Annotated in this window: 26 protein-coding genes; 17 read left to right on the plus strand and 9 right to left on the minus strand. The window is 38.3% G+C overall.

The features are described 5' to 3' along the window. Nucleotides 1–116: 116 nt before the first annotated feature. Nucleotides 117–641, plus strand: a complete 525-nt coding sequence (locus RT723_RS11700) for a DUF3016 domain-containing protein (protein WP_315947275.1) — start codon at nt 117–119, stop codon at nt 639–641. Nucleotides 642–732: 91 nt separating this feature from the next. On the opposite strand, the gene RT723_RS11705 is transcribed toward RT723_RS11700, so the two are convergent. Continuing rightward, nucleotides 733–1,389 (minus strand): peptidylprolyl isomerase, encoded by a 657-nt coding sequence (locus tag RT723_RS11705; RefSeq protein ID WP_315947276.1) that lies wholly within the window; start codon nt 1,387–1,389, stop codon nt 733–735. 190 nt (nt 1,390–1,579) lie between these two features. Here RT723_RS11705 and RT723_RS11710 point away from each other — a divergent pair, with 190 nt between their 5' ends. From RT723_RS11710 to RT723_RS11765, 12 genes are all read left to right on the plus strand, one after another. Next, nucleotides 1,580–2,206, plus strand: coding sequence for a dUTP diphosphatase (locus RT723_RS11710; protein WP_216054026.1), 627 nt, complete (start codon nt 1,580–1,582; stop codon nt 2,204–2,206). Nucleotides 2,207–2,395: 189 nt separating this feature from the next. Continuing rightward, nucleotides 2,396–4,939, plus strand: a complete 2,544-nt coding sequence (gene rnr / locus RT723_RS11715) for a ribonuclease R (protein ID WP_315947277.1) — start codon at nt 2,396–2,398, stop codon at nt 4,937–4,939. 12 nt (nt 4,940–4,951) lie between these two features. Next, the gene (gene rlmB / locus RT723_RS11720; protein ID WP_315947278.1) at nt 4,952–5,698 is read left to right on the plus strand and encodes a 23S rRNA (guanosine(2251)-2'-O)-methyltransferase RlmB; all 747 of its coding nucleotides are present in this window, start codon (nt 4,952–4,954) and stop codon (nt 5,696–5,698) included. A gap of 47 nt (nt 5,699–5,745) precedes the next feature. After that, nucleotides 5,746–6,285 carry a TlpA family protein disulfide reductase gene (locus RT723_RS11725; RefSeq protein ID WP_315947280.1) on the plus strand — a complete coding sequence of 180 codons (540 nt, stop codon included), beginning with the start codon at nt 5,746–5,748 and terminating at the stop codon, nt 6,283–6,285. Nucleotides 6,286–6,490: 205 nt separating this feature from the next. Continuing rightward, nucleotides 6,491–6,829: a 30S ribosomal protein S6 gene (rpsF, locus tag RT723_RS11730; protein WP_105050847.1), complete on the plus strand. Its 339-nt coding sequence runs from the start codon at nt 6,491–6,493 to the stop codon at nt 6,827–6,829. Nucleotides 6,830–6,851: 22 nt separating this feature from the next. Further along, entirely contained in the window at nt 6,852–7,157 is a 306-nt protein-coding gene (gene priB / locus RT723_RS11735) for a primosomal replication protein N (protein ID WP_216053998.1), read from the plus strand. Between the two features lie 10 nt (nt 7,158–7,167). Beyond that, nucleotides 7,168–7,395, plus strand: coding sequence for a 30S ribosomal protein S18 (gene rpsR, locus RT723_RS11740; protein WP_315947282.1), 228 nt, complete (start codon nt 7,168–7,170; stop codon nt 7,393–7,395). 14 nt (nt 7,396–7,409) lie between these two features. Then, nucleotides 7,410–7,862 carry a 50S ribosomal protein L9 gene (gene rplI, locus RT723_RS11745; protein ID WP_216053999.1) on the plus strand — a complete coding sequence of 151 codons (453 nt, stop codon included), beginning with the start codon at nt 7,410–7,412 and terminating at the stop codon, nt 7,860–7,862. 239 nt (nt 7,863–8,101) lie between these two features. Then, nucleotides 8,102–8,746, plus strand: coding sequence for a YitT family protein (locus RT723_RS11750; protein WP_315947284.1), 645 nt, complete (start codon nt 8,102–8,104; stop codon nt 8,744–8,746). Between the two features lie 167 nt (nt 8,747–8,913). After that, nucleotides 8,914–9,330: a transporter substrate-binding domain-containing protein gene (locus RT723_RS11755; protein ID WP_315947286.1), complete on the plus strand. Its 417-nt coding sequence runs from the start codon at nt 8,914–8,916 to the stop codon at nt 9,328–9,330. Further along, nucleotides 9,324–9,692, plus strand: a complete 369-nt coding sequence (locus RT723_RS11760; RefSeq protein WP_315947288.1) for a hypothetical protein — start codon at nt 9,324–9,326, stop codon at nt 9,690–9,692. Before RT723_RS11755 ends, RT723_RS11760 begins: the two co-directional genes overlap by 7 nt. 24 nt (nt 9,693–9,716) lie before the next feature. After that, complete coding sequence (locus RT723_RS11765) at nt 9,717–10,664, plus strand: D-2-hydroxyacid dehydrogenase (RefSeq protein WP_315947289.1); 948 nt, start codon at nt 9,717–9,719, stop codon at nt 10,662–10,664. Between the two features lie 13 nt (nt 10,665–10,677). On the opposite strand, the gene RT723_RS11770 is transcribed toward RT723_RS11765, so the two are convergent. From RT723_RS11770 to RT723_RS11780, 3 genes are all read right to left on the minus strand, one after another. After that, entirely contained in the window at nt 10,678–11,100 is a 423-nt protein-coding gene (locus RT723_RS11770) for a secondary thiamine-phosphate synthase enzyme YjbQ (protein WP_315947290.1), read from the minus strand. Nucleotides 11,101–11,119: 19 nt separating this feature from the next. Then, nucleotides 11,120–11,593: a chemotaxis protein CheX gene (locus tag RT723_RS11775; protein ID WP_216054008.1), complete on the minus strand. Its 474-nt coding sequence runs from the start codon at nt 11,591–11,593 to the stop codon at nt 11,120–11,122. Nucleotides 11,594–11,742: 149 nt separating this feature from the next. Further along, entirely contained in the window at nt 11,743–12,627 is an 885-nt protein-coding gene (locus tag RT723_RS11780; protein WP_315947292.1) for a GGDEF domain-containing protein, read from the minus strand. Nucleotides 12,628–12,912: 285 nt separating this feature from the next. Here RT723_RS11780 and typA point away from each other — a divergent pair, with 285 nt between their 5' ends. The 3 genes from typA to panP all read left to right on the plus strand — a co-directional run bounded on the left by typA (nt 12,913) and on the right by panP (nt 17,167). After that, nucleotides 12,913–14,754: a translational GTPase TypA gene (gene typA / locus RT723_RS11785; protein ID WP_216054010.1), complete on the plus strand. Its 1,842-nt coding sequence runs from the start codon at nt 12,913–12,915 to the stop codon at nt 14,752–14,754. Nucleotides 14,755–14,853: 99 nt separating this feature from the next. Next, complete coding sequence (locus tag RT723_RS11790; protein ID WP_315947294.1) at nt 14,854–15,408, plus strand: DUF6942 family protein; 555 nt, start codon at nt 14,854–14,856, stop codon at nt 15,406–15,408. Between the two features lie 109 nt (nt 15,409–15,517). Further along, nucleotides 15,518–17,167: a pyridoxal-dependent aspartate 1-decarboxylase PanP gene (gene panP, locus RT723_RS11795; RefSeq protein ID WP_216054012.1), complete on the plus strand. Its 1,650-nt coding sequence runs from the start codon at nt 15,518–15,520 to the stop codon at nt 17,165–17,167. Between the two features lie 54 nt (nt 17,168–17,221). Here panP and panC read toward each other — a convergent pair whose 3' ends face one another. The 4 genes from panC to pcnB all read right to left on the minus strand — a co-directional run bounded on the left by panC (nt 17,222) and on the right by pcnB (nt 20,954). After that, nucleotides 17,222–18,076, minus strand: coding sequence for a pantoate--beta-alanine ligase (gene panC / locus RT723_RS11800; RefSeq protein WP_315947295.1), 855 nt, complete (start codon nt 18,074–18,076; stop codon nt 17,222–17,224). A gap of 11 nt (nt 18,077–18,087) precedes the next feature. Continuing rightward, on the minus strand, nt 18,088–18,882 hold the full coding sequence (panB, locus tag RT723_RS11805) for a 3-methyl-2-oxobutanoate hydroxymethyltransferase (protein ID WP_315947296.1): 795 nt from the start codon (nt 18,880–18,882) through the stop codon (nt 18,088–18,090). A gap of 75 nt (nt 18,883–18,957) precedes the next feature. Then, a complete protein-coding gene (gene folK / locus RT723_RS11810; RefSeq protein WP_216054015.1) occupies nt 18,958–19,452 on the minus strand; it encodes a 2-amino-4-hydroxy-6-hydroxymethyldihydropteridine diphosphokinase in 495 nt (164 codons plus the stop codon). A gap of 11 nt (nt 19,453–19,463) precedes the next feature. After that, nucleotides 19,464–20,954 carry a polynucleotide adenylyltransferase PcnB gene (gene pcnB / locus RT723_RS11815; protein WP_428983663.1) on the minus strand — a complete coding sequence of 497 codons (1,491 nt, stop codon included), beginning with the start codon at nt 20,952–20,954 and terminating at the stop codon, nt 19,464–19,466. Between the two features lie 213 nt (nt 20,955–21,167). Here pcnB and RT723_RS11820 point away from each other — a divergent pair, with 213 nt between their 5' ends. After that, entirely contained in the window at nt 21,168–21,599 is a 432-nt protein-coding gene (locus RT723_RS11820; RefSeq protein ID WP_315947297.1) for a DUF1761 domain-containing protein, read from the plus strand. Between the two features lie 38 nt (nt 21,600–21,637). Here RT723_RS11820 and gluQRS read toward each other — a convergent pair whose 3' ends face one another. After that, entirely contained in the window at nt 21,638–22,588 is a 951-nt protein-coding gene (gene gluQRS / locus RT723_RS11825) for a tRNA glutamyl-Q(34) synthetase GluQRS (protein ID WP_315947298.1), read from the minus strand. Nucleotides 22,589–22,615: the final 27 nt, after the last annotated feature.

Below are 22,615 nucleotides of genomic sequence, written 5' to 3' on the forward strand. Positions count from 1 at the left end.
TATAGAAATGACCACATTAATTCAGCATTTATTTAAAACTAACGTGAGATTTCTGGAACTGGCGTTATACTTTGAATTCTCGACACAAAATAAGTATGAATAAAATGATTAAATTTATGAGCCAATTAATATTAGTTACCTGTCTTATATTTATTAGTGCGACTCATGCAGGTACTGCATCGGTAGAGTGGCAAGACCCTGATAGTTATTTAGATATCCGTCACTCAAACTCTGGCAAGTTACAATTTAGGAAAAGTTTGTTTAATCAATTTGAAAAGCACTTTAGCAAATTAGCACAAGATTTACCTGATGATGTTGAGCTAAAAATCAAAGTGACAAACCTTAATTTGGCTGGTGATGTTCGTTACAGTTTTGCTATGCACAGAGAGATCCGAATAGTTAAACATACTTATTGGCCAATGATTGAGTTTGAATATCAACTCAACAAAGGTAATCAATTAATAACAAGCGACACCGTAAAGTTAAAAGATATGTTTTTCATGGACAGAGGGGGTAGCTTCAGACTTAGTCATGACTCATATTTTTATGAGAAACGTATTCTCACCGATTGGTTTGATAAGACATTACAGGTGATGGTAGCTGAACAGCATGATTTAGAACTTGAACAGAGTAGCGATTAATTTCATCAGCTAGTGATTGATATATAAAAAACGAGTGCACATTGTGGACTCGTTTTTTTATGAGGATCAAACAATTTGAATCATCACAATGTTAAGACGCTGGGCAATCCATGGCGGTTATTGTATCAATGGTAACGTCCGTAACAGGGACATCAGCATAGGGACTTACTGTTTCTGTAGGCACAGATTCTATCGCATCAACCACATCCATACCTGCAATGACGGCACCAAATACTGTGTATCCATACCCATCTGAAGCATTACCATAATCTAAAAATGAGTTGTTCACTGTATTAATAAAAAATTGTGATGTTGCAGAGTTTGGTGCTGCCGTCCTAGCCATTGCAATGCGGCCTCGGTAATTTTTTAGTCCATTTTTTGATTCTATTTCAATTGGCAATTGAGTCGATTTTTTAATGAGTCCAGGTTCCAGCCCACCACCTTGGATCATAAAGTTAGGGATGACTCGATGAAATATCAAACCATCATAGAAACTGGTTTCAACATAGTTTTTGAAATTTAAGCTGGTGGCGGGTGCATATCTTTCATCTAACGCTAACTCTACGTTACCTAAACTGGTCACCATTTCATAACAAGCATATTCTCCACGAGATAAGTCAAATGGCACGTTTGAATCATTATCTAACACAGGGTAATTTAGTACTTCGTCCGCATCGTTATCATCTGAACAAGCTGAAAGTAGAGTCAATAAGGTAATTACCAAACTGGATTTAATAAAAGATTTCATACTGCAATTCCTAAAAGAGTAAATAATACAAACGAGAAGTTAGTTAACATTGGAGCGTAATTAGTCAAAAAAACAAACGCATTAATTGTTATCAATTGTAATCATTTAGAATGTTTTAGGTAGTGTTAATTTGAACGGAAAATTAAAAAATACTCTGTTATGATGAGCCATAATAACTAAATTCAATTTTTTGAGCGTGAATATAATGCAACAACAATTATTAACCATGTTACAAATGCAAGATGACATGAACACTAAAGTTCACCCACAATGGCGTGAACAAGGCTTTTCATGGCATAGAGCTATATGGGTAGAACTGGCTGAAATGTTAGATCACTACGGTTGGAAATGGTGGAAACACCAAGAACCCGATATCGAACAAGTTCATTTAGAGTTAATCGACATTTTTCACTTTGGTTTAAGTGCACGTTTGGTGTCAGGCCAAGATGTGGCAGAAATAGCCGCCGATATTGAAAAAGGTTTGAGTCATCCACTAACGCAAGCAACATTTGCCGAAACCATCGAAGTGATGGTGAGCAATACATTAGCAACAAAAAATTTCGATGTGACTACCTTTGCAGGCTTAATGGAACAAACAGAATTAAGTTTTGATGAGCTGTTTAGACATTATGTAGGTAAAAACGTATTAAACTTTTTCCGCCAAGATCATGGTTACAAAACCGGTGAATATATTAAAATCTGGAATGGCAAAGAAGATAACGAAGTATTAATGGATGTTTTACGCTCCACTGATGCCTCTAAACCTGATTTTAAAGAGTCTGTTTATCAAGGTCTCAAGTCAGCTTATCCTGCCTAGTTCGTTTATTATAAAGAGCCTGTGTTATAGCGTGTGCAGGCTCTTGTTTCACTGTCATCCGCTTGTAATTGATCGTTTTTACACTAGTCTTGGGCTAAGAAACAAAACTAAACATTGTTCAATAAAACCACCGAGTTATAATACACACATAACACCTTTTAAATTCATATTATTATTAAGCGAGCTTTAATGCCAAAACACGACCCGAACTTCTCACGGGAACAAGAAAAATACGACACACCAATTGCAAGTCGAGAGTTTATCCTTGAACAAATCAACAAAAATGGTGGGCCGTTAGGTTTTGGCGAACTGGTAAAATTGTGTCACATCCCCAATGATGATTTAAAAGTAGCGTTAAAACGCAGACTTCGTGCCATGGAGCGTGAAGGGCAGCTTTTATATAATCGACACAACAAATATGAAATTCCCCTAGAAAGTGACTTTGTTAAAGGCAAGGTTATTGGCCATCGTGATGGGTTCGGTTTCTTGCAACTTGAAGGCACCAAACCAGGCAAAAATGATTGGTATATTAGCCACAGTCAAATGCGTAAATTATTCCACGGTGACGTAGTGCGTGCTCAAGAGATTGGCGAATACAAAGGTAAAACCGAAGCAAGAGTGGTTAATGTATTAGAGCCAAGAACCGCTCCAATAATAGGTCGATACTTTGTTGAAATGGGGGTTCAGGTTGTGATCCCGGATGACAGCCGCATTAAACAAGAGATTATCATTCCCCAAGGTCAAGAGTTAGGCGCTCGTCATGGTCAAATGGCGGTGGTTGAATTAGTGACTCGACCTGATAAACGCTCTAGTGGCATTGGTAAAGTAGTTGAAGTACTTGGCGAGCATATGGCGCCTGGAGTTGAAATTGAAATTGCACTGAGAAACTACGAGATCCCGCACGAGTGGCCAAAACAAGTTAGTGATTTTGCGAAAAATTTATCCGCAGAAGTATTAGAGCAAGACAAAGAAGGCCGTGTTGATCTTCGTAAATTACCATTGGTCACCATAGATGGTGAAAGCTCACGTGATTTTGACGATGCGGTTTACAGCGAAAAATTAGAAACCGGTGGTTGGCGATTATATGTAGCCATTGCCGATGTATCTCATTATGTAAAACATAATTCAGCAATGGACAAAGAAGCAATTGAACGAGGAAATTCAGTCTATTTTCCTGATCAAGTTGTGCCTATGTTGCCAGAAGAGTTATCTAATGGTTTGTGTTCATTAAACCCACAAGTAGACCGTTTGTGTTTAGTGTGTGAAATGACCATAAATGCTAATGGTGAATTGTCTGAGCACAAATTTTATCAAGCCGTAATGCACTCCCACGCTCGTTTAACCTATACAAAAGTAGCGGCAATGTTAGACGGTGATGAAGAGCAAAGAGATCGCTATCAGCATGTTTATCCGCATATCGTTGATTTATATGAACTGTATACCGTACTGAAAAAAGTACGCGCTCAGCGTGGTGCATTTGAGTTCGAAACCATTGAACCTAAATTTATCTTCAACGCTCAGCGTAAAATAGAATCAGTCGAAACTGTTGTGCGTAATGACGCGCATAAGATCATCGAAGAATGTATGATTTTAGCGAACGTGTCAGCGGCACAATTTATTGAACAGAATAATGCCGAAGCATTATTCCGCGTGCATGACAAACCAGATCCAAGCAAGTTAGCGACTTTCAGGTCCTTCATCGCTGAATTAGGTGGTGAACTGACCTTTAGTGATGAACCAACGCCAAAAGAATTAAGTAGCCAAGTTAATAAGTATTTATCAAGACCCGATGGTGAATTAATTCAAACTATGATGATCCGCTCTATGCGCCAGGCCGTATATCAAGCCGATAATATCGGTCATTTTGGTTTAGCACTTGAAGGGTATGCCCATTTTACTTCACCAATTCGTCGTTACCCTGACTTAATTGTGCATCGCGCAATTAAGGCGATTATCAATAAACAAGGGCAACAAACATCAGGTCATTATGCTTATAATGCACAAGAGTTAGATGAGCTTGGTGAACAATGTTCAATGACAGAACGTCGAGCAGATGAAGCCACCAGAGATGTTGAGTCTTGGTTGAAATGTGAGTTTATGCAAGACCATATTGGGTCTGAACACGACGGTGTTATTTCATCTGTAACTTCATTTGGTATTTTTGTGCGTTTAATTGATTTGCACATTGAAGGTTTAGTTCATATCACAGCACTAGGTAATGATTACTATCAATATGATGGTGATCGTCATGTGTTAGTTGGTGAGCGTAACCGCAGAGTATTTCGTTTAGGCGATAAACTAGAAGTGAGAGTGAAAGCGGTCGACCTTGATGAGAAACAAATCGATTTTGAATTGGCTGAATTACCGACTCAAGGTGGCAGGGCTTCTAACGGTCGAGCTGCTAATAAAGGCTCAAGAGGTCGCAGCAAAGCAAACGAAGCAAGAACACAAAATACAGCAACGTCTATTAGAGAACGTTTACGCAAAGGTGATGTGCCTTTAGATAAAGGTGCAGAAAAAGCAGGTGCGTCTACTAAATCGGATAGTTCGGGTAAACGGAATAGCAATAAAAGCAAAGATGAAAAAACGCCTAAAGGTGACGGCCGTAAAAAAGCGCTAAAAAGTGGTAAGAAAAAACCTAAGTCACGTGCAGGTAAAAGAATCGCAGCGAAAAAATCTGGTTCAGGCCCCAAGTCGGGCAAAGCAAAATCTAATAGCAGTAATAAAAAGTAGGTAAGTCAAAAAATGAGCGTTGAATTAGCATACGGTATCCATTCAGTTGCAGCTATCTTACAGCATGAACCAGAACGAGTTATTGAAGTCTATGTATTAAAAGGTCGCGATGACGACCGTGTTGTACCTATCGTGGCGGATGCTCAAAGTTTAGGTGTCTCCATTCAGTATATGTCTAGAAAAGCATTAGATGATAAAAGTGAAGGTGAACAACATCAAGGCATCATGGCAAAAGTAAAAGCCGGAAAGCAAAAAGACGAATCTGACTTGAAAGACATTATCGATGCCAAAGTTGCAGTCGGTAAAGCCCCATTTTTATTAGTATTAGATGGGGTTACTGACCCACATAATTTAGGGGCAGTGATCCGAACTGCTGATGCTGCAGGTATTGATGCGGTAATTGTACCTAAAGATAAATCTGCCAAATTAACCTCAGTGACTCGTAAGGTTGCTTGTGGAGCGGCAGAGGTGATGCCGTTAATTGTGGTGACTAATTTGGCAAGAACATTAAAAATGTTGCAGGATGAACAAGTCTGGATCATTGGCACCGCAGGTGAAGCGGAACAAGATGTATTCCAGATGAAATTTGACGGTCCATTAGCGATTGTAATGGGTGCAGAAGGTTCAGGCATGCGACGTTTAACCAGAGAACATTGTGACCAATTGGTGAAAATTCCAATGGCTGGCACAGTTTCAAGTTTAAATGTATCTGTGGCAACGGGTGTGATTTTGTTTGAAGCAGTTCGACAGAGAAGTTAAGAATTAATTTATAATGATTAAGATTAATTGAAGGGTATTAGTAAAACATGATGTTAAAAGTTAAGTTGTTCCTAATACTGTTTTTATGCAGTTTCACAGTATTTGCTATTGATGATGCTGAGTTGGATGAAGATGGAAACCCTATAGTGGTATCGGAAGCGGTTCCCACTTGGAGTATTAAAAATAAAAACATAGAACTGTCGTCTGATGCTTTGATAGGCAAGGCTTATGTTTTGCACTTTTGGGCAACCTGGTGTCCATATTGTAAACGTCTGCAACCTGGTTTAGAGACCATAGCAATAGAATATGTTGATAAAGGTATTGAAACGTACGCTATTAGTTTTTGGGAAAACCCTCGAGCAAAACCTACACAAGAAATGGAAAGTCGAGGTTTGTCATTTAAAGTGCTGGAAAAAGGCGATGATGTTGCTAAATTACTTGGCGTTCAAAGTACTCCCACAACAATATTTGTGAACCATAAAGGCGAAGTTTCTTTTAAATATATGCTCTCTGATCCTAATGATCCTCAACTTAGGTTAGCGTACGAAACTTTGATTGATGAAATAGAACAAGAAAAAGAGATTTAGCCGAAGCTGCCGCTCTAGCCGCTGCGAAAAAGAAAGAAGAAGAGGACGATAGCAAATAGTTTGATAATTAATCACATTGTTCTTGTTTTATTAGCTAATCCCCGTATAATTCGCGCCCAAATCAGCCATTAATTATAATTCCTTGCCTTTGTTCAAGTGTGGCTGAGCTTGATTTTGAGGCTAAAAATCCATAAGGAATCAAACGATGCGTCATTACGAAATCGTTCTAATGGTTCACCCTGATCAGAGTGAACAAGTTACAGGTATGATTGAACGTTATACTGGTACTATCACAGAAGCAAATGGACAAATCCACCGTCTTGAAGACTGGGGCCGTCGTCAATTAGCTTATCCAATTGAGAAACTACACAAAGCACATTATGTTCTTTTGAACATTGAAGCGCCAAGTGAAGTAGTTGCTGAGCTAGAAGAATCTTTCCGCTATAACGATGCGGTTTTACGTAGCTTAACTATCCGTAAAGATAGCGCAGTTACAGAAGCTTCTCCTTTAGCTAAAGAAGAGAAGAAAGAACAAGCTGCTTAATTTGCGCTGGAGTAAGTCTTAAGTGTTTAATCAAGTTGTATTAAGTGGCCTGATTTGCAAAGCACCTAAGTTTTCAGAAAGCCCAGCAGGGGTGGTGCATGGTCAATTTTCAATTGAACATAAATCCATACAGCAAGAGTCAGAGTTTAGTAGAAATGCTTATATTCGAATTCATGTTGTCACCTGTGGCAAAGAGCAACAACAGTTAATTAAAAATTTTATTGTTGGTGATGCAGTTCAAGTGAGTGGTTTTTTAAACCGTCACGAAAGTAATAAAGGGACTCCCATTATTGCCTTGCATGCTCAACAAATAGAAATACTCAATTAGGAGAATTCAAATGGCACGTTATTTCAGACGTCGTAAAGTATGCCGTTTCAAAGCTGATGGCGTAAAAGAGATAGATTATAAAGATCTAGCAACATTACGTAACTATGTTACAGAAAGTGGCAAAATCGTACCAAGTCGTATTACTGGTATAAGCGCAAAGTATCAACGCCAACTAGCTCGTGCAATCAAACGCGCACGCTATGTAGCATTGTTACCTTACACTGACTTACATCAATAAGAGGAATAATAAATATGAACGTTATCCTTTTAGATAAAGTTGCTAACTTAGGTTCACTAGGCGACAACGTAAACGTTAAGTCTGGTTTTGCTCGTAACTTCCTTTTCCCTCAAGGAAAAGCAGTTCCAGCAACTAAAGCTAACACTGAACAGTTTGAAGCGCGTCGCGCTGAATTAGAGAAGAAAGTTGCTGCTGAATTAGCATCTGCTGAAGCTCGTGCTGACAAAGTAACTGGTCTTGGTGAAGTGACTATCGCTTCTAAAGCTGGTGAAGAAGGCAAATTATTCGGTTCAATCGGTACTCGTGATATTGCATTAGCAATCACTGATGCTGGTGTTGAAGTTGCTAAAGCGGAAGTTAAAATGCCTGAAGGCGTTATCCGTGAAGTTGGTGAATTTGATATTGCTATCCAATTACACCCAGAAGTTACTGCAACAATTAAAATTGTAGTAATCGCTGAAGCTTAATTCATACACCGCTTGCGGTTATGAATTGATGAATAAAAACACCGTCTAAGGACGGTGTTTTTTTATGCCTAAAATATATCAACGTAAGTAGAGGGAATTTGTCGCTTATCCCCGATTCGGTGCAAGGTAGTAAAGTAAAGTTACCTTTTGCTAGAATTATGAAAATAGTCAATTAGAGTTAATACTCGAAATATAACTGGTAAAAATATATACTACGCACCACAAAATTTGAGGTGAAAATGAAAAAGATAGCATTTGAATGGTACGCGATAATAGAAGGTTGCTTCTTGGTTGCGTTGGGCTTTTTCTTTTTGCAGTCCAGCCAGTTATTGGTCGGTGGTACTGGTGGACTAGCTGCCATATCTAACCATGTCTATGAAATAAGCTTAGGTACTTGGTTTTTCTTAATTAATTTACCTTTCTTTATTATTGCCTATAAACAAATGGGCAAGTCATTCACGTTCAAAAGTATATTTGCGATAGCGCTTGTTTCAACCTTATCCGATACGTTGTCATCATTAATTGTCATTGACACCATTCCTCTTTGGTTAGCGGCTTTCATCGGCGGTGGGTTAATGGGGATAGGGCTTTTGTTGGTATTTCGACATGGTGCGTCATTAGGAGGGGTGAATATTCTGGCTCTCTATTTAGAGAAACATTATGGTATTCATACCGGTAAAGTTATTTTTGTGATTGATATGACGGTGCTTACGTTGGCATTCCAAGTGTATTCTGCACATCAAGTTCTGTATTCAGTGGTTGCTTCGTTAGTATTAACCTCAGTCATCGGCCGTTATCATAAAAAAGCGCCTATCAGTCAACAACAACCAAAACCAGACCGCCTCAAATCAAGATTCAAACGATTTAAGCTGTTATTTAAGTAATTAGCTATTTATCTCTCAATTGGGAATGATTTTCATCTCCACGTTGCGAAAAATAAAAGATAAACAAAGCCTAGGCTTGAATTAAATATAAATTTCCTGATAATCAGAACGTGTTTAATTACTTCTGAGTTTCGTTATTAAGCGAAATTTAGGTTATCAGAGTCCCAATGAATAAAATTATATGTTTATGTTTAGCGCTAACGATATTTGTTTTTTCGAGTGTAGGATTCGCGGCCAATAAATTTAATTTAAAGCCTACTAAACTGCCAGTCATCACTTTTTATACAGAAAACTTCCCTCCTGCAAACTATATGGAAGATAATGAATTAGTCGGTATTACCGTTGATTCATTAAAACTTATATGGGCCGATTTAAACTTACCCGATCAGGAAGTGACTATTGTTCCTTGGACAAGGGGTTATCGAAATGTGTTAAAACAACCCAATTCAGCCTTATTTACTATGTCTAAAATTGAAGCAAGAGAAGATCTATTTAAATGGGTAGGACCATTTTTTAAATCGGTGCATGTATTGATGGCGAAAAAAGTTCAAACCTTAAGTTTGATAATTTTGGTGATGTGTTAAATCATAAAATTGCGACAATCCAAGGTGATATATCTGAAATTTCGTTATTACAAATGGGCTTCCCTGATTTTAATATGGCGAAAGTGCAAAATTTAGAACGTGCATTTATTATGCTGCAATCTGGGCGTGTGGATATGATGATGGTCTCTATGCATGGATTTCAACATTTAACGGATCGATTAAACGCAGATGCAAGTAAATATGAGCAAGTTTGGCGAGTAAATCAAATTGGCAATTATTTAGCGTTTAACAAAAAAACACCGGATAAAGTGATTCAAGCCTATCAAAAGTCATTGGATAATGTGGCTAGTGAACGTAGATTAATTAAGAAAAAATATAACTTACCACAAATCGAATATTAACCTTTATGATAAATAGATTTTAAAATGAAAGCGTCTCAATTAACGGGTGTTTTTTTAGATGCAGCAACCATGGGGCAGGATATAGATCTTGAGCTGTTAAACGCCTTACCCCTAGATTGGATTTCATATCCTTACACATCTCCAAATGAAGTGCTCGAGCGCAGTAATAATGCACAGGTTATCATTACCAATAAAGTTAAATTGGATGCATCCGTTTTATCACAATTACCAGATTTAAAGTTGATATGTGTCGCGGCCACCGGCATGGATAATATTGATTTAATCGCTGCGGATGCCCTTGGTGTTGCTGTTAAGAATGCCAAAAATTATGCAGGTAATTCAGTTGCACAGTTAGTGTTTAGTTTAATATTAGAGTTGCTGAATAATACAAGTAAGTACAGTCAACGTGTACAACAGGGCTATTGGAGCAAGAGTAAATCTTTTTGTTTATTGGACTTCCCGATATCTGAATTAACAAATAAAACTTTAGGTTTAATAGGTTATGGCACTTTAGCTAAATCAGTAGAGAAAATTGCTGCGGCATTTGATATGAAGGTTATTATTTCTGATCATAAAGATGCCAACACAGTGAGAGAAGGCAGAGTTAGTTTTGATGAAGTGCTCAAAACCTCTGACGTCATTAGTATTCATTGTCCGTTAACAGCAAAAACGACTAACTTAATCAGTGCCGCTGAATTGAATTTAATGAAATCTAATGCGGTAATAATCAATACAGCTAGAGGTGGCATTATTAATGAGGCTGATTTAATCGAAGCCTTGCAACAGAATAAGATATTAGGTGCAGGGGTGGACGTATTAACGGTAGAACCGCCTCGTGCAGATCATTTAATGCTAAACACTCCTTTGGATAATTTAATTATCACACCGCATATTGCGTGGGCAAGTGTTGAAGCCCGCCAACGATTATTACAACAAGTGTGTGACAATATCACAGAACATTTTGCTCTGTGATAAAGTTTTGAGATTAGGAGCCAACATAAGTTGCGATAATATTACGCTTACACGCGTGATCTCTATGCTCGCCCAAATAGATTCCTTGCCAAACACCTAATAACAGCTTGCCATTATTGACTGGGATTTGAACCGCACTTCCCAAAATTGACGCTTTTATATGGGCTGGCATGTCATCGGCCCCTTCAAAAGTATGTAAATAATATGCAGCGTTTTCTGGAACATATTGATTAAAATGTGATTCCATATCGATTCTTACTGTGGGATCTGCATTTTCATTAATCGTTAAAGAAGCGGAACTGTGCTGAATAAATAAATTTAAAACTCCGATATGACAATTATGTAATTGAGGGAGTTGCTTGAGTATCTCAGGATCAATTAGATGAAAACCGCGTTTTCGAGGTTCTAATGTAATTTCAGTTTGCCAATTATTCATTAATCAATAACAGGCTAGATTAAACATCTAAAACGTCAAAAGAAACTTCAATAAATGCTTTACCAAATTCAGAGTCAAATGGAATGATCAGCGCCGCAGCTTCACATTTATGATTAATCGTATGACCTTTACCTGAAACAACCATAGGGGTTGCCATGTCGAAGTCATAGCCATTTTTTTCAAGAATGTTTTTTGCACCACCAGTAACCATATTGGTTATTTCACCAACCATATCGGTAACGTCAGCATCGATTGAGTCCGGTCTTTCCCCCAACATTTTTTCCATAATGGACAATGCCAAAGACTCTTCAAAAGTGATGGATAATGAGCCTTTCGTTTGTGGGCTTGCCATACCGATTAAACCTGAAACATCACCACGGGCTTGTTGTTCTCTTTTGAGTGATGGTTTACCCGGAACTAATTTAGTCATAGCCATGGTTTCAAGCACATTCATTAAAGACGATAAAAATGGATTTATAAATTTTACGTTCATAGGAGGTTTTGGTTACTTATAGTTGATGGATTATTAAATTAGTTTCGGATCAGTAATAAACTTAGAACTATATTCCACTGAATTCAATGTTTAAGTGAATTTGATTATATCAGTTAAAAATTAACGGGATATAGAAATGATTAATGAATTTATCCGACTGATTTATTATTCTTATTTTGATACATTCTACGGTCAGCTTGGTTAATTAATTCTAATACATCCGTCGCTTCGTCTGGGTAAATAGAAGTGCCAATACTGACGCCTATATTAATCTTAATGCCTGAAACATCAAAAGGCTGAGAGATAGATCGGTCAATTTTTTCTTTGATAATAGAAACAACGCTGATATCTACCAAAGGTGAGACCAAAATAATAAATTCATCACCACCGTAACGCGCAATGATATCTTCACTTCGAATATGTTTTCTTAACCGTTTTGCCACTTGATAAAGCACTTTATCGCCAACGGCATGACCATGAGAATCGTTAACTTGCTTAAATCCATCTAAATCACAAAACAGAAGTGCAAACTTATCCGTTGAACGGCCCGTACCTTTTGTTAATGAATCTAACTTTCGTTCTAAAAATAGTCGGTTCGGGATGTCGGTTAATGGATCGGTATTCGCCGAGGTCGATAATATGCCTTCAGCACGTTTGAATTCAGTGACGTCTTTGGCAATGACAATTACCCCTACCACTTCACCCGTCTCACGAGAAATATGAGGTAGGTAAGACATATATAAAAAATGAGGTTCTTGTAATTTGGTTGCCGTGATCCACGTTTCAAAGTTAACGGGTTTCTTTTCTTTTACACACTTATTTAAGTATGGATTGATAACGGCTTGGTAAGTCGTTGAGTCAAAAACTTGATCTGGAGTTCGACCAATTAGCTCATCAGAAGAAAATCCATAAAAATGAGCATAACTGTTACTTACATATTGATAACGATAATTAATATCTATGTAAGCAAATAAATCTAGGCTGTATCCTAAGACTGTCGAGAACACCTCTTTGTAAAAGGCATTTTTTTCCATGTTAACACCAAGTAGCTAAATTTTGAACGATGGTTAGTCTATTGAAGTTAAAATGAAAAACAACCGTAAATGTAAATTATTCAGCTTTGATTTGGTTATTAGTTAGTAAATTTGCAAAAGAAGAGGCATTAACTTTGTTCTTTTGTTACCCACTATTTTTTTATTCGTGTATAATGCGCGCAAATTTTAATGTGGTTGAAGTTAAAAGTTAAAGCAATATATGTGTTTTAACTGGCTTATTTTAATCGCATGGTCCCCAAGAAATATGAATTTGAGAGAAATTAAATGAACAAACCAGCTGATGCTGCTCACTTACGCAATATTGCTATTATTGCTCACGTTGACCACGGTAAAACAACTTTGGTTGACAAATTATTAGCACAGTCTGGAACACTAGAGACTCGTGGTGATGCCGAAGAACGTGTAATGGACTCAAATGATATTGAGAAAGAGCGTGGGATTACAATCTTAGCTAAAAACACAGCGATTGATTGGAAAGACTACCGTGTAAATATCGTAGACACTCCAGGACATGCCGACTTTGGTGGCGAAGTTGAACGTGTAATGTCAATGGTTGACTCTGTATTATTGATTGTTGATGCTCAAGAAGGTCCAATGCCGCAAACTCGCTTTGTAACACAAAAAGCATTTGCTCAAGGTCTTAAACCAATTCTAGTTATCAACAAAATTGATAAACCAGGTTCTCGTCCTGACTGGGTTATGGATCAAGTATTTGACTTGTTTGATAATCTTGGTGCAACAGATGAACAGTTAGACTTCCAAGTAGTATATGCTTCTGCATTAAACGGTTGGGCTTCTCATGAAGAAGGCGTAACTGGTACAGACATGACTCCATTGTTTGAAACTATTATTGACCAAGTACCACCTCCGGCTGCGGACATTGATGGTCCATTCCAAATGCAGATCTCTCAATTAGATTACAGCTCATACTTAGGTGTTATCGGTATTGGTCGTGTTACACGTGGTACGGTTAAACCAAACCAACAAGTAACAATCCAAACTGCTGCTGGTCCAGTTCATAACGCTAAAGTAGGTAAAGTATTTGGTTACTTAGGTCTTGACCGTTACGAAGCTGAAGGCGCACATGCTGGTGATATCATCGCGCTTACAGGTCTTGGTGAATTAAAAATCTCTGACACAGTTTGTTGTCCTACAGAAGTACAAGGTTTGCCTTTATTGTCTGTTGATGAACCAACAGTAACAATGACATTCCAAGTAAATACATCTCCTTTTGCTGGTCAAGAAGGTAAGTATGTAACGTCTCGTAACATCAAAGAGCGTTTGGAAAAAGAATTGGTTCATAATGTTGCATTACGTGTTGAGCAACTTGATGATCCAGATAAATTTAAAGTTTCAGGTCGTGGTGAATTACACTTAGGTATCCTAATTGAAAACATGCGTCGTGAAGGTTATGAGTTAGCCGTATCTCGTCCAGAAGTTATCATGCGTGAAGTAGACGGTGAGAAACAAGAACCTTATGAAACAGTAACGATTGATGTTGAAGAACAACATCAGGGTTCTATCATGGAAAAAATGGGTGTACGTAAGGCTGAACTTACTGACATGGCACCAGATGGAAAAGGCCGTATTCGTATGGACTTCATCATGCCTAGCCGTGGTTTAATTGGTTTCCAAACTGAATTTATGACGTTAACGTCTGGTTCTGGTTTGATTTATCATACATTCTACGAATATGGTCCATTTAAAGGTGGCGAAATTGGTCAACGTTTGAATGGTGTATTGATTGCCAATGCAACGGGTAAAGCGTTAACAAATGCAATCTTTAACTTACAATCTCGTGGTCGTATGATGATTGGACACGCAACGGACATCTATGAAGGTCAAGTTGTTGGTATCCATAGCCGTGATAACGACTTAACCGTTAACGTACTTAAAGGTAAGCAATTAACTAACGTACGTTCATCTGGTACAGATGAAGCTCAAACACTTACTCCTCATATCGTAATGACATTGGAACAAGCGTTAGAATTCATTGATGATGACGAATTAGTAGAAGTGACGCCAGAAAGCATTCGTATCCGTAAGAAGTTCCTTACTGAAAACGAACGTAAACGTAACTCACGTCCTAAGCCTAACGATATTTAATCGATTAGATTTAGATAAAACCGAGCCTAGCTCGGTTTTTTTATGTGTGTAATATAGGTTAAAGGTAAAACGTAAGGTGAACTAAGTTGTATAAAGTAGATGAATAAAAGTAAGTTAATTGGTGTTGGGTCGAGTGCGCCAAGGACTGTATTGCATATTGCTAATCGTCCGCCATTGGATGGTTTTGAACACGATATTAATAGGCCGTTTCAGCTAACAGAAGCAGCGGATATTATTCAAAAAACGGGAAATCATTGGCGTAAGGTGTTTTCTATATTAGCTAAAATCTCTTTTGCATTATTTGATACCCAATGTAAGACATGGCAAGAGTACCGAGATACTAAGCTATTAACAGAAGATGGATTTGAATATATCTGTTTTTCTGAGCTTAAAGATACTCGCAGTCAATTAGATTTAACTAAACACACGAGCGTTTCAATCACTTGTGGATTTAATTATGCACAAACACAGTTAGACACTTCTTCTTTGGTGTCTCATCATAATTTTGAAAAACTAAAATGGTCTGAGCAACATCACTGTTTAGTCACACCTTATTTTGATTGGCGTCAGTTGAATAATGAAATGCTGAGTATTGCCATCAATATAATTAAATCTAAGCTGTTAATTGGCGACGAACCATCACACTTAGCGTGAATTATTTGCTAAATGACAAAGTTTAAAAGCGTTTGGTGACTATAAAATGAAGACATTTTAAGTCAGTTACAGTAAAGTACAGGCAACTTAAATTGGCTTAAATTTAGCTATGCCTGATAAACGTATTGCTGCGGCAACAGAAGAAAATTTATATCGGATATTCACCATTCCTGAAGAGCCAGACTCAACTCTGTCACGGATTGAACAAGAAGTATCTCAAAACCTAGATGGTTTTTTACGTGATCATATCGTAGCGGTTGAAAAACCCTTGTCTGAGATCGAAAAAGACTTTCTAGACTCGGCTATGCCCGAAGAACCGCAATTTGTATCAGACATTGCCGATGAATTACTGCATAAATTAGTTGCTCAGTCAGTCCATACGTCTTCGCCAAGTTTTATTGGCCACATGACTTCTGCATTACCATACTTCTTATTACCTCTGTCTAAATTGATGGTGGGGTTAAACCAGAACTTGGTAAAAATAGAAACTTCCAAAGCATTTACGCCTTTAGAACGCCAAGTTATAGGAATGTTGCATCGTATTGCATACGGCAGCACCAGAGAAAATAACGACGGCTATTACGAACATTATATGCACAGTGCAAATAACTCATTAGGTGCATTTTGTTCTGGTGGTACGGTTGCCAATATCAGCGCTTTGTGGATTGCGCGTAATACCATGTTAGGCCCAAATGGGAATTTCAAAGGGGTAGCCAAAGAAGGTTTATACCGCGCCATGTTACATTATGGTTATGACCGTGTTGTGGTACTCGTTTCTGAACGTGGACATTATTCGTTAAGTAAATCCGCCGATATTTTAGGAATAGGGCGACAAGATATCGTCACGGTACCTACGGATGACGATAACAAAATTCGCATAGACTTACTTGCACAAACCATTACAGAACTAAAACAGCAAAATGCCGGTATCATGGCCATTGTTGGCATTGCGGGTACCACCGAAACTGGCAGTGTCGATCCACTTACAGCTATGGCTGATTTAGCTGAGTTACACAAGATCCATTTCCATGTCGATGCCGCATGGGGCGGGGCAACATTATTATCTGAAAATCAACGCCCTAAGCTTGCTGGAATCGAAAGAGCGGACTCAATTACCATTGACGCTCATAAACAAATGTATGTGCCTATGGGCGCCGGTATGGTGTTATTTAAAGACCCACATTCTACTGATGTTATTGAACACCACGCTGAATATATATTACGTAAAGGGTCTAAAGATTTAGGCTCACATACCCTTGAGGGCAGCCGTCCTGGTATGTCGATGTTGGTATATGCTTGTTTAAAAGTCATGGGCCGTAAAGGCTATCAAATGCTGATTGATCGTAGCATTAACACAGCTAACTACTTTGCCGAACTTATTCGTGAAGATGATGATTTTGAATTGATCACAGCACCAGAGTTATGTTTGTTAACCTACCGTTATGTGCCTAAAGTGGTTAAAGATTTTATGGCAACATGTTCCACCGATGAGAAGATTATTATTAACGATTTGTTAAATGACTTAACACGTTTTATCCAAAAGAAACAACGTGAGTCAGGTAAGTCGTTTGTATCGCGAACGCGTTTAACCCCCAAAATGTATGGTGGGCAAACCATAACTGTATTTAGAACGGTTTTAGCAAATCCATTAACGACTCATGATATTTTGAAAGATATTTTGCAGGAGCAAAGAGAAATAGCTAAGGAAAGTTGGCGAAGTCTGCCAGCTATTTTGAAAAAAGTAGTGCAACAAGGTTAATGTATAAAAGCTGGAGCCAGAATTAATCTGGCTCAGTTTAGTGTTAACAGGTAGCTATCGTTGAAAACAAAGGTTATCAATTAATCGAGCTTTACCCAGGTAAGCAGCACCTAAAATAACAATATCACTGCTGTTTTCAGTCACAGGTTCCATCGTCTTGGCATCTCTAATCAGCACATAATCCGTTTTTAGTCCGGCTTCATTAATAAATTCAGTGGCTAAATTTTGTAACCCTGCAATATCAGATGAGCCATCCAATAATGCATTTTTGATCAAGTTAAGTGCTTGGTTTAATGCTGGTGCAATCATTTTTTGCTCAGTAGTTAAATAACCATTACGTGAGCTTTTAGCTAAACCTGTTTCTTCTCTGAATGTTGCAACTCCGATGATCTCGATTGGCATATTTAAGTCAGAAACCATGGTTTTAATTAAACGTAATTGTTGAAAATCCTTTTCTCCAAAAACCGCAACATCAGGTTGGACTAAGTTAAACAGCTTTGCGACAACAGTAGATACACCACGAAAATGCCCGGGTCTTTGCGTCGCTTCGGCACATAACGTATGTTCAGTATCCGGTACTTCAACATACGTTTGTGCATCTAAACCGTTTGGGTAAACGTCGGTTGCTTTTGGATAAAACACAGCATGATTGTCAGCTGCTTTTAACTTGTCACAATCGGCTTCAAATGTGCGTGGATAAGCATCAAGATCTTCATTTTGGCCAAATTGCATTGGATTAACAAAAATCGATGTGATCACGATATCGGCGTATTTATGTGCTTCTTCAACAAGCTTAATATGTCCTTCGTGTAAGTTACCCATGGTTGGCACAAACGCTAATGACTTGCCTTGTTTCGCTAATTCTTTACGCCATAAGCGCAGCTCAGAAAGTTGATTAAAGATTAACAATGTAATAACCCTTAATTAAAAGAACGAGACTCGTCAGGGAACTCACCTGACTGTACTTCAGAAACGTATAGGTCAACAGCCTCACGCATATTACCTGTTAGGGCAATATAGTTTTTTGAGAACTTAGGAATGTAACCTGAGCTGATGCCAAACATATCGTGCATAACTAAGATTTGACCGTCAGTGACGTTACCAGCTCCTATGCCAATCGTTGGGATTGAAATAGCATCGGTAATGGCTTTAGCTAAATCAGTTGGCACACACTCTAAAACCAAAAGTTGCGCACCCGCTGCTTCTAACCCTTTAGCGTGTTCAATCATCTGTTGTGCTTTGTCGTTGTCACGACCTTGTACTTTAAAACCACCGAATACGTTTACCGATTGTGGCGTTAAACCTAAATGTCCACAGACTGGAATGCCATTTTGAGTCAGCTTTTTAATGGTGTCGTATAACCAATCACCGCCTTCCATTTTGATCATATTGGCACCGGCGGCCATTAATTCATGAGCATTTTCTAAGGTTTTTTCTGCGTTGTAATAGGTCATAAACGGCATGTCGGCAATGACTAATGCGTTATCGGCGCCAGCTCTTACACAACGGGTGTGGTAAGCAATTTGTTCATTGGTCACACTTAAGGTGCTATCGGCACCGTGTAATACCATACCCATTGAATCACCAATCAATAAAACATGAACACCTTGTGCGTCAAATAATTGAGCAAAACTTGCGTCGTAAGCTGTCAGTGCCGCTATCTTTTCGCCGTTTTGTTTCATCTTCAATAACGTTGAAGTTGTGATCTTTGCCATGATAAAACCTTTGTAATAAGTCTAACGTTTAATGTTATCAGTTGTTTGAAACGAATAAGTTTTCAATTACGACTGTTAGTGAGTCGATAATAACGGAGTCATGCCATTTAATGGAATGTTTTTAGTCAATGACTCAACAATAGTGCCACAAGGCAGAACTAAATCGGGCGTGATATCTAATAATGGATAAATTACAAACTCGCGTTGCTGTAAACCGTAATGAGGTACAACGAGCTGTTCATCATTAATTTGATGTTGGCCATATAACAATATATCTAAGTCTAAAGTGCGTGGGCCCCAGTGTTCGCCTACGCGGGTTCTACCGTGTTTGTCTTCTATGGCACAAGTGTGGCTAAACAATTGATGAGGCGTTAATTCCGTTCGAATTAACGCAACCGCATTAATATAATCTGGTTGATCAGCAGGCCCCATTGGTTTGCTGCTGTATATTTTAGATACCCCAACTAGCTCAGAGTGAGGTAATACCGTTAATTCATTAATGGCTAATTTTATGGTCTCTAATGGCGATTTTAAATTCGCACCTAAACCAACATAAACTAATTCAGTCATGTCAAACGTCCTTAGTTTTTGCCTTTCGGTTTATCGTATTGACGAGGTCTGCGCTTTTTCTTAGGGTAAGGCGTACTTGAAGACTTTGATTTAAACTCAGGTTTGCCATGGTTTGGGTTCGAGTAGGCGTGTTTTTTGCCTTCGGCCGACTGCTGATAATCAGTCCACCACCGCGCTAACTGGGTTAACTCCCCACCTTCAACTTCAGCTCGTAATAACAAGAAATCATAAGCGGCTCTAAATCTAGGGTTTTCGACTAACACCGAAGGACGTTTACCTGTGGTTTTTGTTAATCTGTGTTGGAAAGTCCATATTTCACGCACGGCTGTGGTAAAGCGTTTCGGAATGGCAATAGTTTGTACAGCACGTTGTAAAATGTCGTTGGTCGCGACTTGGAAAGCATCATAAGGATGTAAACCACCTTCCAATTCTAATGACGTGGCAAGCGCTTCCAATGGATACCAAAACATAGCCGCTAAAATATAGGCAGGCGATACCGATTTGCCCGAGTTGATACGTGTATCTGTGTTACCAAACATAATTGACAATAAACGTTCTTCTTTATCGTCAGGGTTACCTGTTAATTCTTGATCCACAGCAGGGAAGAAATAACGGAATAAACCATATTCTCTTAATGATTGATAATTGACTTGTGCTTTACCAGCTAACATTAGTTTTAAAGATTCATCAAACAAACGCGCAGGTGGAATATTCTTTAATAAATGAGCCAATTCAAATATAGGGGCTTCGGTACGTTCCGCTATCTGCATTCTCAATTTATTAGAAAAACGTACAGCGCGTAACATTCTCACTGGGTCTTCACGATAACGAGTTTCTGGATCGCCAATTAGGTCAATTAAGCCTTTATCTATGTCGGCCATGCCGTTGGCGAAGTCATAAATGGAGAAGTCTTTGATGTCGTAATATAACGCGTTGATGGTAAAGTCACGACGCTCAGCATCTTCATTCATTGAACCAAAAACATTGTCACGTAATAATTGACCTTCGTCACTTTGACGAGAGATTTTTTTAGCTAAGTCTTCTTTGCTAACATTTTCTTCTGATTCAACTTCTACTTCATGATGACCACGGAAAGTCGCCACTTCGATAATTTCACGACCAAACATAATATGGGCTAAACGGAAACGTCGGCCAATCAAACGGCAGTTATTAAAACAACGCTTAACTTGTTCTGGCGTTGCATTGGTCACTACATCAAAATCTTTAGGTTCTAAGCCTAATAAAATATCGCGTATACAGCCACCGACTAAGTAAGCGTCATAGCCGTTGTCTTTTAATCGATACAAAACTTTGAGAGCGCTTGGGCTGATGTCTTTTCTAGAAACCGGGTGTTCGCTACGTGGAATTGTCGTGGCGCCTTCTATCACTTTAGGAACTCTAGCGACATATTGTTTGGTCGGTGCCGTTGACGTATTTGGATTAATTGCTGGTGATGGAGTGTCACTTTTACTAAACCAAGAAATTACTTTTTTAAAAACCACTAAGAGATTTATCCAATTTTGTTGTTTGAAGTTCGAAACATGCAGCGAAAGCTGCGAATGCGGCGCATTTTACAGCAAATACCAATAAATATAAATAAGTTAACTGCGAATCAAACACCTTTAATTTTTAATTATTAAAGCTACACTATGTTTACTCAGTAAAAGCGAGATAAATTCAAGCGATTACAGGTAGTTAATCTCGGCAAATTCGCAATGTATAACAATAAAAAAGAGATAAAAATGTTGGATTTAATGAATGTAAACGGGTGGGCAATATTAGTGAGCAGCGTAGTGGCATTTGTCATTGGTGGTGTTTGGTATAACCCTAAAGTCTTTGGACAAAGCTGGATGGATGAACATGGCCATACTTTAGATTCGCTAGGTAACCCTGTTAAAGCGATGGGGCTGACTTTTATAACATCTACAATTACCGCTTGGGTGATTGCGGTTATTGCTTCAGGTTTAGGTGTAGATACATTAATGGAAGGTGTCCAGTTAGGTTTGTTGTTAGGTGTAGGAGTTATGTTGGCAACTCGTTATTCGGATGGATTGTATAATAACCAAAGTACAAAGTTGGCACTTATTGAAGGTGGTTACCGCGCAATTTATACCTTAGTGGTTTGTATTATTATTGCAGTGTGGTGATGTCTGTACCACCCTAGATTGATGAAATAAATTGTCGATTAAATTAAGATATCTAATTGAGTTGGGATATGTTTTATATCCCAATTTTTTATCGCCCATTCAATGATTTCAGTCACTGAGCTTGAACTTAACCAAGTTGTATTCTCAGTGGGCAAGCCTAAACAAGTTAATGCTTTTATTAATTCAGGAATGGGATCGTCGCAGTTTAGTGCGGGAGCATGGTTTTGTTTACTTAGTTTTTTACCATCTTCACTGACTATCAAAGGAAGATGTAAATAGCTAGGAGGCGTAACTCCAATTAAATTAAACAAGTTTATTTGCCTTGGGGTTAACTCCATAATATCTGCACCACGTACAACTTCCGTAATGCCTTGATCAATATCATCAATCACAACCACCAGTTGATACGCAAATAATCCACCAGTACGTTTTATAATGTAATCTTCATTTACAAGATGTTTATCTACCTCGATATGACCTTGCAACAAATCTTCAAATTGACCATGTTCAAAGTGTTGTTTTAATCGAACAGCATGTTGGTCAAATTCATGGTTTTTATCGCGGCATTGACCAAGATAAATACCACCTAATTTTTTAATGCCTTTGCGTGTGCAGTGGCAAGTGTATAGATGGTTGTGTTTTTTTAACTGATCAAATATGTGCTGGTAGCGCTCTTGCCGAGAAGATTGAACCAAACATTGGCGATATTGTTGTTCGCTTGTTGTATTTGGATCTTGATCCCAAAATAAGCCAAAACGTTGCAAGCCATCTAAGATGGTATCAACAGAGCCTGGGACTTCTCTTGGTTTGTCTATATCTTCTATGCGAACAAACCAAAGGCCATTTTGCGATTTAGCTTGTAAATAACTGCCAAGAGCCGCCACGAGAGAACCAAAATGTAATGGTCCTGATGGGGATGGCGCAAAACGCCCACGATATTGAGTATTAGATTGTTGAAATTGGTGTTGCAGTTGAAATGATGATTTCACAAAAGAAAAAAGGGTTAAGGCTTATGC

The organism is Psychrosphaera aquimarina, from assembly GCF_032461525.1.
Lineage (GTDB): Bacteria > Pseudomonadota > Gammaproteobacteria > Enterobacterales > Alteromonadaceae > Psychrosphaera > Psychrosphaera aquimarina.